This is a genomic window from Ruegeria sp. BC3, assembly GCF_056539265.1.
This window is the reverse complement of sequence record NZ_JBQFUP010000006.1, coordinates 253,433-263,867: the sequence shown is the minus strand read 5'-3', so window position 1 is coordinate 263,867 and position 10,435 is coordinate 253,433. Positions and strand designations below refer to the sequence as shown.

The 10,435-nt window shown below is 59.1% G+C and carries 8 protein-coding genes; 2 read left to right on the top strand and 6 right to left on the bottom strand.

The window, feature by feature from the left end; genetic code table 11:
* Positions 1-406: 406 nt before the first annotated feature.
* Complete coding sequence (gene katG, locus ACR0MV_RS17155) at positions 407-2,608, bottom strand: catalase/peroxidase HPI (protein WP_480702995.1); 2,202 nt, start codon at positions 2,606-2,608, stop codon at positions 407-409.
* A gap of 268 nt (positions 2,609-2,876) precedes the next feature.
* Positions 2,877-3,722, bottom strand: coding sequence for an SDR family oxidoreductase (locus ACR0MV_RS17150; RefSeq protein ID WP_480702994.1), 846 nt, complete (start codon positions 3,720-3,722; stop codon positions 2,877-2,879).
* Between the two features lie 91 nt (positions 3,723-3,813).
* On the opposite strand from ACR0MV_RS17150, the gene ACR0MV_RS17145 reads away from it, so the two are divergent.
* The gene (locus ACR0MV_RS17145) at positions 3,814-4,446 is read left to right on the top strand and encodes a class I SAM-dependent DNA methyltransferase (protein WP_480702992.1); all 633 of its coding nucleotides are present in this window, start codon (positions 3,814-3,816) and stop codon (positions 4,444-4,446) included.
* 6 nt (positions 4,447-4,452) lie between these two features.
* On the opposite strand, the gene ACR0MV_RS17140 is transcribed toward ACR0MV_RS17145, so the two are convergent.
* Genes ACR0MV_RS17140 through ACR0MV_RS17130 form a run of 3 tightly spaced genes read right to left on the bottom strand, consistent with a single transcriptional unit; the run spans position 4,453 to position 8,421 of the window.
* Positions 4,453-5,232: a carnitinyl-CoA dehydratase gene (locus tag ACR0MV_RS17140; protein WP_480702990.1), complete on the bottom strand. Its 780-nt coding sequence runs from the start codon at positions 5,230-5,232 to the stop codon at positions 4,453-4,455.
* On the bottom strand, positions 5,229-7,244 hold the full coding sequence (locus tag ACR0MV_RS17135) for an acetate--CoA ligase family protein (protein ID WP_480702989.1): 2,016 nt from the start codon (positions 7,242-7,244) through the stop codon (positions 5,229-5,231). The genes ACR0MV_RS17140 and ACR0MV_RS17135 overlap by 4 nt, the downstream gene beginning before the upstream one ends.
* Before the next feature lie 16 nt (positions 7,245-7,260).
* Positions 7,261-8,421, bottom strand: coding sequence for an acyl-CoA dehydrogenase family protein (locus ACR0MV_RS17130; RefSeq protein ID WP_480702988.1), 1,161 nt, complete (start codon positions 8,419-8,421; stop codon positions 7,261-7,263).
* A 77-nt stretch (positions 8,422-8,498) separates the two neighbouring features.
* On the opposite strand from ACR0MV_RS17130, the gene ACR0MV_RS17125 reads away from it, so the two are divergent.
* A complete protein-coding gene (locus ACR0MV_RS17125; RefSeq protein ID WP_480702987.1) occupies positions 8,499-9,440 on the top strand; it encodes a GlxA family transcriptional regulator in 942 nt (313 codons plus the stop codon).
* On the opposite strand, the gene ACR0MV_RS17120 is transcribed toward ACR0MV_RS17125, so the two are convergent.
* A complete protein-coding gene (locus ACR0MV_RS17120; protein ID WP_480702986.1) occupies positions 9,437-10,426 on the bottom strand; it encodes a sterol desaturase family protein in 990 nt (329 codons plus the stop codon). The genes ACR0MV_RS17125 and ACR0MV_RS17120 overlap by 4 nt on opposite strands.
* Positions 10,427-10,435 lie beyond the last annotated feature (9 nt).

Genomic DNA, 10,435 nt, shown 5'->3' with positions numbered 1-10,435 from the left:
ACCCAGAGCCAAAAACCAGACCGTTGCGCCAAAAAATCAGCGCGCCCGCCTAACTCATTCCCCAAGATGCCCCCAGTCTCTCCTGAGCGTCCCCGCCGCTTCCGCCGCGTCCCGTGCGCCTCAGCAGCGCCGGTGAAGGGGTATTTACGGATTAGGTCTGGGACCTGCAACCCCCATTTTGAAAAAACTTCAAATTTCCCTGCGGATTCTTAACGAAGTTAATAAAAACAATAGGTTAGCTTAATAATTCCCGCGTCATTGCGGCACTCACGCTGCTCAGAGTGATACAGAAACCAGCCATTCGGCGGAATCGTACCCAATGCTTGGTATGCCCGCGAGAGATGGGCCAAATAAAACGCCGCCCGAGTCTCCTCGGGCGGCGCAATTAATTGCGGTGGTCGGCGAATTACTTCAGATCGAAGCGGTCCGCGTTCATCACCTTGTTCCAGGCCGAGACAAAGTCACAGACGAACTTGCCCTCTGCACCGGCCTGACCATAGGCCTCGGCCAATGCCCGCAGTTGCGAGTTGGAGCCAAAGACCAGGTCGACACGGGTGCCGGTCCACTTGACCTCACCGCTTGCACGGTCACGGCCTTCATAGACGCCTTTGCCCGCGGGCTTCCATTCGGTGCTCATGTCCAGCAGGTTGGTGAAGAAGTCGTTGCTGAGCACACCGACCCGATCTGTCAGTACGCCATGCTTGCTGTCGCCGAAGTTCGCACCCAGCACGCGCAGACCGCCTACAAGGACCGTCATCTCAGGCGCGGACAGGGTCAGCAACTGCGCACGGTCCACAAGCAGCTCTTCGGGTGAAACCGTGTAGTCCGCTTTTTGATAGTTGCGGAACCCATCTGCAGCGGGTTCGAGCATACCCACGCTTTCGACGTCGGTCTGGTCCTGTGTCGCATCAGTACGACCCGGAGCAAAAGGAACCTCGACATCCTGACCGCCGGCTTTGGCCGCCTGCTCGATGCCAACGGCACCGGCCAGAACGATCACATCTGCCAAGGACACTTTCTTGTTGCCCGACTGCGCGTCGTTGAACGCTTTCTGAACGCCTTCCAGTGCATCCAGCGCCTTGGACAGTTTCAGCGGCTCGTTCACGTCCCAGTCTTTCTGCGGCGCAAGACGGATACGGGCACCATTGGCACCGCCACGCTTATCCGACCCACGGAAGGTCGAGGCTGAGGCCCAAGCGGTCGAGACCAGTTCAGACACAGACAGACCACTTGCCGCGATCTTGGCTTTCAGGTCCGCCACATTCGCGTCGTCGACCAGATCGTGATCCACCGCCGGGACGTTATCCTGCCAGATCAGATCTTCGGTCGGGGCTTCCGGCCCGATATAGCTGGAACGCGGGCCCATGTCGCGGTGGGTCAGTTTGAACCAGGCGCGGGCGAAGGCGTCGGCGAATTCTTCCGGGTTCTCGTGGAAACGCTTCGAGATCGGTCCATAGATCGGGTCCATGCGCATCGCCATATCAGCGGTGGTCATCATGGTCTTGACCTTCTTGGACGGATCATGCGCCGCCGGAGCCATGTCCTCTTCCTTGACGCCGATCGGTTCCCAGATCCACGCGCCCGAGGGGCTCTTGGTCAGGTTCCACTCATATCCGAACAGCAGGTCGAAATAGCCGTTGTCCCATTTGATTGGGTTCGCGGTCCATGCGCCTTCGATGCCCGAGGTCGTGGTGTCATCACCCTTGCCCGAGCCGAACTTGTTGATCCAGCCAAAGCCCATCTCCTCAATCGGGGCCGCTTCGGGATCGGGGCCCACCAAATCGGGGTCGCCTGCACCATGGGCTTTACCGAATGTGTGACCACCGGCGACCAGAGCAACGGTTTCCTCATCGTTCATCGCCATCCGGCCAAACGTGTCACGGATGTCGCGGCCCGAGGCCAATACGTTCGGCTCGCCATCTGGGCCTTCGGGGTTCACATAGATCAGACCCATTTGCACGGCGGCCAGCGGGTTTTCCAGATCGCGTTCGCCCGAGTAGCGGCTGTGCGGGTTATCCGTCGGGGCCAGCCATTCGGTTTCCGAACCCCAATAGATATCTTCCTCTGGTGCCCAGATGTCTTCACGACCACCGGCGAAACCGAAGGTCTTGCCGCCCATCGACTCGATGGCGCAGTTCCCGGCCAAGATCATCAGGTCGGCCCAGGAAATCTGGTTGCCATATTTCTGTTTGATCGGCCACAGCAGACGGCGCGCTTTGTCCAAGTTGCCGTTGTCTGGCCAACTGTTCAATGGCGCAAAACGCTGGTTGCCGGTCGAAGCACCGCCACGGCCATCCGCGGTCCTATACGTCCCGGCGCTGTGCCACGCCATGCGGATGAACAGACCACCATAGTGACCATAATCCGCCGGCCACCAGTCCTGTGAGTCTGTCATCAGTGCAAAGAGGTCATCCTTCAGCGCCTGATAGTCCAGCTTCTGGAATTCTTCGGCATAGTTGAAATCCGGGTCCATCGGGCTCGACGCCGGCGCATGTTGATGCAGAATCGACAGGTTCAGCTGGTTCGGCCACCAATCCCGGTTCGACCGGGTTCCTGCGCCATGCATTACAGGGCAACCGCCTGCTTTGGGGTTATCACTTCCGTCCATGTCGATCTCCAATCCTGGCTAAATTCCGGCTCCGTCGCGCGGTGAAAAACTCGGTCGATCAAGAACATATATAGATGACACTTTTGCCTCTTTTAGATGCGCGACCTATATTGCGCGCATTCCAGCAGAGGTATCGGCGACTCTTGTCTTGTCGCCGCCAGAACTAGCAGATTCAAACCATGCAAATAAGTTTTGTTTATGGATGAATTCTATAACTAAAAACTATCAAACTTGGCGCCGTGCCGCGCCAACGAAAACCGCCCGTGTGTTAACTTTCGATCATTAAGGACTTCAGACCGACCCTGTAGTTTGGATAAAGCAGAGAGACGCCCAACTCATCTTTGATCCGATCGTTCCTAACGCGCTTGTTCTCGTTGTAAAAACTGCGGGCCATGGGGGTCATATCTGCCTCGTCAAAAGATACTTCGGGCGGTAGCGGCAAACCCTGCAACTCGGCCGCATAAGCGATGACATCCTGAGGGGGGACCGGTTCGTCATCACACACGTTGTAGACCGCACCCGGATTCGGCGCATTCATGGACGCGTTCAGGACTTGGGCAATGTCTGCCACGTGAATGCGCGAAAAGACTTGCCCAGGCTTTATGATCCGACGCACGCCGACTCGCTTAAGCTTGGAAAACGGACCGCGACCGGGACCGTAGATACCGGCAAGGCGGAATATATGCGTCGGTAGACCCGGAATGCTCTGCCACTGTTCTTCGGCCTGCACCCGCCACTTGCCCCGTTCTGCAGTTGGAGTGGCTGGGGTGGATTCGTCCACCCAGGCACCCTGGTGGTCCCCATAGACAGCAGTGGTCGACAGATAGCCGACCCATTCAAACTGCGCTGCCCGTTCGGCGATCTCATCTCGCAGGGCAGCTAGGACCGGATCGCCTTTCGCATTTGGTGCCGTGGATATCAGCAGATGCGTCACCCCGTCCAACTGCGGTTGCTGCCCCGGCCAGATCACCGGTTCCGCGCCCGAGGCCCGAATAACCGGCGCCTGCGCCGGGTCACGCGTGGTGCCCAGAATGCGCCAGTCTTGGGGTTGCAACTGACGGGACAAGGCCTGCGCCGAATACCCGTGACCGAAAGAAAAGAGAGTGCCTGTCATACGTTCTTAGATGATCGGCAATTTCAACAGATGCAAGAACTCTGCGCTGCGACACTTGATTCGAATCCCCCATTGCGCCTTTCTTTTAGGCATGAGTGAAAAAACACCCGATCTTCACGCGGCATACGCGCTAAAGTCGCCGGACGACCACAAACGCCTCTATGCCGAATGGGCCGGGGATTACGACGAAGGGTTTGCCACGTTCGAGGATTATCAGCTGCACATCCACACCGCCCGCGCATTTGTTACAGCCGGCGGACAGGGGCCTGTTCTGGACGTTGGTGCGGGAACTGGTCTGTGCGGCGCAGTTTTGGCCGGGCTGGGCGTGGGGCCGATTGATGCCACCGATATCAGCCCAGAGATGCTGGATCAGGCCATGCGCAAGGACATCTATCGCGACGCGATCGAGGCCGATCTGAATCAGGGCATCCCTGTGCCGCGCGACAGCTACTCTGGTATTGTCTCATCCGGCACTTTCACTCACGGCCATCTGGGTCCCGAGGCTTTGTCAGCACTCTTGCGCGTCGCAAGACCCGGAGCGCAATTCGCCCTGTCCATCAACGCCCAGCACTATGAGAAACGCGGTTTCGCCGAAGCCCTGCACCGGCTGGCGCAGGATAGGATCCGCAATCTGGCATTGCCCGAGGTCCGTATTTTTGGCGATTTGGCGACAGGCCCGAACAAGGACGACACAGCCCTGATTGCGCTTTTTGAACGCTGTTGATCCGGTCTACCGGCCTTTCCACACTGGATCACGCTTTTCAGCAAAGGCGCGCGCGCCTTCCAGATTGTCTTCGGACCCGTAAAGGACATCGACCGTCGGTAGTTGCCTTTGCGTAATCCGGTTCATGGCATCCTGAAACTTGGAATCCTCGGCATCGCGCACGATCTCTTTTATCGCGGCGTAAACCAAGGGTGGACCGCTGGCCAAAAGACGCGCCAACTCCCACGCGCGGTCCATCAGCTGATCCCCCGGAACGACCTCATTCACCAGACCCCAGCCCTTGGCTTCATGCGGATCGAACCAGCGCCCGGTCAGCAATAGCTCCATCGCGACGTGATAAGGAATGCGTTTGGGCAGTTTGACGCTGGCCGCGTCGGCCACCGTGCCCGAGCGGATTTCCGGCAGCGCGAAACTGGCATGGTCGGCAGCCAGGATCATGTCCGCGCTCAGTGCCAACTCCAACCCGCCGCCGCAAGCAATCCCGTTGACCGCCGCGATCACCGGCTTGTTCATATCCCGCAATTCCTGCAGCCCACCAAAACCGCCGACACCATAGTCGCCGTCCACCGCATCACCATCCGCCGCCGCCTTCAGATCCCAGCCGGGGCAAAAGAACTTTTCGCCGCCCCCAGTCAAAATGGCGACGCGCAGGTCAGGATCATCACGAAACTCGCGAAACACCTCGCCCATGACACGGCTGGTCGCCAGATCAATGGCGTTTGCCTTTGGCCGATCCAGAGTGACTTCTAAAATTGCGCCATCGCGTTTGGTTTTGATCGGGTTCATGAACTTGCCTTTCGGATCAGAGCGTCCACCGCTACCGCACGGTCCGGCGTGCAGATCAGTGGGTTGATTTCAACTTCGCTGACATGGGATGCGTTGGCAATCACATAGGCTTGCACCGCTTCGACCGTGTCCAATATGGCCTCCATCTGCGCCGCAGGTTTGCCACGATAACCCTCTAGCAGAGGCGCGCATTTCAACCTGCCCAGCGCGTCTTGCACTACGTCCCGAGAGGATGGGATCAGCAGCGAGACGGTGTCGCGCAGAATCTCTGTCAGCACCCCGCCTGCCCCAAGCGTCAGGACAACCCCATGGGCCGCGTCGCGGGTCACGCCAACCAGCAGTTCGGCAACGCCGCCTTCGGCCATTTCTTCGATCAGAACCTCATCTGTCCCGATGTCCGCCGCGACTTTGGCAACCGCGTCCGCGTGAACGTCCAGACGGACGGCCGCATGTTCCGACTTATGCGCCAGACCGACGCCTTTGACGGCAAAAGGGCCCGTCAGGTTGGCAGAGGCGCCGTCGGCCATAGCCGCCGATGCAACGACACTTTGGGGAACACGAACGCCAAAGTCGGCCAGCGCCTGTTTTGCTTCTGCTTCGGTCAGCACCTCGTCTGCATCAGTGTCCGACGGCAACAGAACCGGTTCAGCCTCGGGCACTTTTGGGCGTGATGCCGCCTCAATCGACGCGAGGGCTTCGTGCAGTCCAGCAAAGGGAACAACGCCCCCGCCCATGAGGCGCAACGCAACATCCTCGGGCAAAAGTTCGGGTAAGGTGGCCGTGACTGCAAATGGGCGACCGGTCAGGGCAACACAGTTCAGTGCGGCTTGTGTGGCGCAGCCCCAGTCCGTCGCGTCGGTGTGTGGATAGTCAACTATGGCCATTGTTAGAGCCTGCTCGGGGCTCATCATGGCGCTCCATGCCCAGGTCATCGCCTCTGTGTCACGCCAAATGTAGGTGTGATAATCGAGCGGGTTCGCCAAAGCGACCATGGGCCCGAGCGCCTCGCGCAGATTGTCTTTTTGCTTTTGCGACAGCGGCGGAAAGTGCACGTCACGTTCTTCGGCCATATCGGCGGCCAGACTGGCCTCTCCCCCCGAACAACTGATCGAGCCCAACCCGTTGCCGTCCAATCGACCAGTCACATGCAAAAGTTTGAGGCATTCCAAAAAGCTGGGAATGTCATCCAGCCGCGCGATTCCGAGCCGGTCCAGAAATGCCTGCGCACCCGCGTCTCCGCCTGCCAGTGACGCCGTATGGGAGATTGTCGCTGCCTGCGCGTGGGCCGAGCGGCCCATCTTGAGCGCAATAATCGGAACGTCCCGGTCCCGCGCCTTTTTGGCCAAGGCTTCCCATTTGCGCAGATCGCCGAACCCTTCGATATGGACCCCAATCGCCGTAATCCGGTCATCATCCAACAGCGCTGAGGCTATATCCGCTTGATGAGTTTGCGCCTGATTGCCGCTGGTCAGCATAAAGGCCAGCGGCAAAGCCCGGCGCTGCATCGTCATGTTGATCGCGATGTTCGAGCTTTGGGTCAGAATCGCCACGCCGCGATCCACCGGTCGCATCCCATGCTGATCCGGCCAAACAGCCGCGCGCGCCAACCCGTTGACGAAGCCATAGCAGTTTGGCCCCAGAATCGGCATATCCCCAGCGGCCTGCACCAAACGCGCTTGCAGATCGGCGCCCTCTCCGTCTTCGGCGCGCGCTTCGGTGAAGCCTGATGCGAAACATACGGCGCCACCGGCACCCATGGCGGACAGGACGGCAACCGCATCGATCGTCGCATGGCGGTTGATGCCCACAAAGGCAACGTCGGGTGCTGCGGGCAGGTCTTCGAGGCTCGCAAAAGCGGTCTCGCCTGCAATTGAGCCCGCCTTGGGATGGACGGGCCAGATATCGCCCTGAAACCCAAATTTGCGGGCCTGTTCAATCACAGAGATACACCAAGCCCCGCCACCGATCACAGCAATGGACGTGGGGTGCAGGACGCGGGACAGAGAAGACATCAGCCGTCCCCCGCCGTCACGCACCGAGCGCCCTCAACAGATCGCGGCTGATGATGTGGCGCTGAATTTCGCTGGTCCCGTCCCAAATCCGTTCGACCCGCGCGTCGCGCCAGAACCGTTCCAGCGGATAGTCGTCCATCAGGCCCATACCGCCGTGAATTTGAATGGCAGCATCGGTCACACGCGCCAGCATCTCGGACGCGTAGAGTTTGGCCGAAGCGATCTCACGGTTGGCGGGCAAGCCCTTGTCCAGCCGATCCGCAGCCGCCAGCGTCAACAGATCCGCCGCGTCGATCTCGGTGATCATGTCCGCGATCTGGAACGACACGCCCTGGAACTTACCGATCTTCTGGCCGAACTGTTCACGCGTGGCCGAGTAATCCAAGGCATAGTCAAACGCGCGACGCGCACGGCCCACGGACATCGCAGCGACGGTGATACGCGTCGCATAGAGCCACGTGTTCATAACGTCGAACCCGCCGTCGACCTCTCCCAGCACTTGGGCATCAGGCAGACGACAATCGTCGAAATCCAGCACCATGTTCTTGTAGCCGCGATGGCTGACGGATTTGTATCCATCCCGGATGGTGAATCCCGGCGTTCCGCGATCAACCAAAAATGCTGTGATCCGTTTTTTGGGGCCTTTTGGCGTCTGATCCTCGCCGGTTGCGATGAACACGATGATAAAATCCGCATGTTCCGCGCCCGAGATGAAATGCTTGGTGCCGTTGACCACCCAGTCTCCGCCGTCCCGAACAGCCGCGCATTTCATGCCGCGCACATCCGACCCTGCACCGGGTTCCGTCATGGCCAGCGCGTCCATCTTTTCGCCACGCACAGCCGGCATCAAGTAACGCTCTACTTGGTCGCCCTCACACGCCATCAGGATGTTTTGCGGGCGTCCGAAGAAATGGTTCAGCGCCATGGAACCACGACCCAACTCACGCTCGACCAGAGCAAATTCCAAATGGTTCAGCCCAGCGCAGCCGACGCTTTCAGGAAAGTTGCAGGCGTAAAAACCCAGCTCGATCGTCTTGCGCTTAATCTCGTCCGCGACGTCCTGCGGCACTTCACCAGTGCGCTCGACCAGCTCCTCATGCAGGTAGATCTCGTTTTCAACAAAGCTGCGAACGGTTGAGACGATCATCTCCTGTTCGTCGGACAATCCATATTGCATCGGGCGTCTCCAAATCCGGTGTTGCGCGTATCCTGACGTGGCTTGCCATTCGAAGCGTGCAGAAATAGACGTTTACCATGCAAGATTGGACTAAATCGCCCTCTGCACCGCAGCAAATCGGGGTTCTTCTGTTCGACGGATTCTCGAACCATTGCCTTGCCAACACGGTCGAGCCACTGCGCGCCGCAAATACGCTGGCCGGTCGCAAATTGTACGACTGGCGGTTTCTGTCGCTCGAGGATGGGCCTGTCACATCCTCATCCGGTCTGCAGGTCGCGCCGCACGGGGCGTTGCAGACGGCCAGCGGGGACATGCTGATGGTCATGCCATCATACGGGTTTCGTGCGCACGGCGGCTGGAAGACCCTATCGGGGCTGCGGTCGGCGGATCAGCGGTTCAAGCTGTTGGCGGGTCTGGACACCGGCAGTTGGCTTTTGGCGCAGGCGGGCCTGCTAGACGGGCATCGCGCCACGATTCACTGGGAAGAACTGACTGGCTTCACCGAGCGTTTTCCCGAGGTTGATGCCCAACGCGAGCGTTTCGTCATAGACCGTGACCGCATCACCTGTTCCGGGGCGATGGCGGCCTTTGATCTGGTGCTGCATCTGATCGGGCGGGATCAGGGTCAGGCATTGGCGCTGGAAGTGTCCCAATTGTTCATGACCCGCGATTCCGCGCGATCACATGCGGGCGGCGCGGGTGCCACCAGCGGCTACGTGAACAAGGCCTTGGCCCTGATGCAGGAGAACCTGGAATCCCCGCTACCCATTTCGGAAATCGCCGGGCTGGTCGGTCGATCTCAGAAAGCGTTGTCCGTAAGGATGCAGGCCGAGTTGGGTGCCGGCCCGGCCCAAGTATACCGTCGTTTGCGCCTGAATCTTGCGCGCAAACTGGTTTCTGAGACGGATCTGAGTATTGGTGAGGTCGCCCTGCGCGCGGGCTATGACGACCCCAGCGCCCTGACCCGCGCTTTCAAGGCCGAGTTCGGGATCACGCCCCGCGCGCTTCGGGCTGATTAGGTATACATCTGTTTCTTGTAAGCCCGCGTCCGAGTTGTCGCCTCGGCCGATCCGTCGTGATAGGTGCCGAACCACTTGTCGAACGGGATTTCCGAAGTGCCGTAGTTGCACTCGAAATACCGGTGGTGCAGCTGGTGAAAGAAGTCACCGGCCCGGGCGGCATCCGTGTCCCCTGCCTTCAACTTTTCAAAACCGGAGTGGGACAGGACAGGGCTGATCTGCTGAAAGTAGGTGTGGAACAGCACATGCAGCGGGTGCGACGGCACGATCAGGTGGATGAAATAAGTCGTGAAGTACAACAGGTTCTCGTACCAATGGTTCGAGATTCCCGACCAAGGCCCGATGTTCACGTTTCGATGGTGGACGGCGTGTACGTATTTATAAAGCTTCGGGTGATGCTCGAGCCTGTGAACCCAATAGAAATGCAGACCCGACCACATCGGGATGAACACCATCCAGACCACGAACCATACCGGCGCACCGGACCATGTCACCGTGGGGACATATCCATTGGCCATCGCCCAATAGATGATCCACTGGTACACGGTCGCCACGGTCATCGCGCTGCCCAACGTCCACCAGATGTTGTCCAGAACCTGATTTCGGAAAGTGAATGTACCATTGTTACGGGTCAGATCGCGGCGGTCGAACTTTTTGTACATCCCCTGCCCTTTGCGCATGTAGAGCCACCAGTGCAGCCCGCCCGCAATCAGAATTTGAGGCACCATGTTCAGCAGCCAGATGCGGAACATCCATCCGGGCGCAAAGCTCTGCATGGTTTCCAGTGAAGGGAAGAAGAACGCATAGGCAAGGACTGCCAGTGTCAGACACAGGGTCAGGGACGTGATCTGCAGCCAAGCGCCACTGTACCATTTCAACACAGCAGACGGGCGCGGTGGCCAATTGAAAAGCGGGTTCAATCCAACCGGACCTTCGGGGTGATAGTGCCAACGGGCGGTTTCGGGATCCTGTGCTGTATCAGACATGGCAATTAC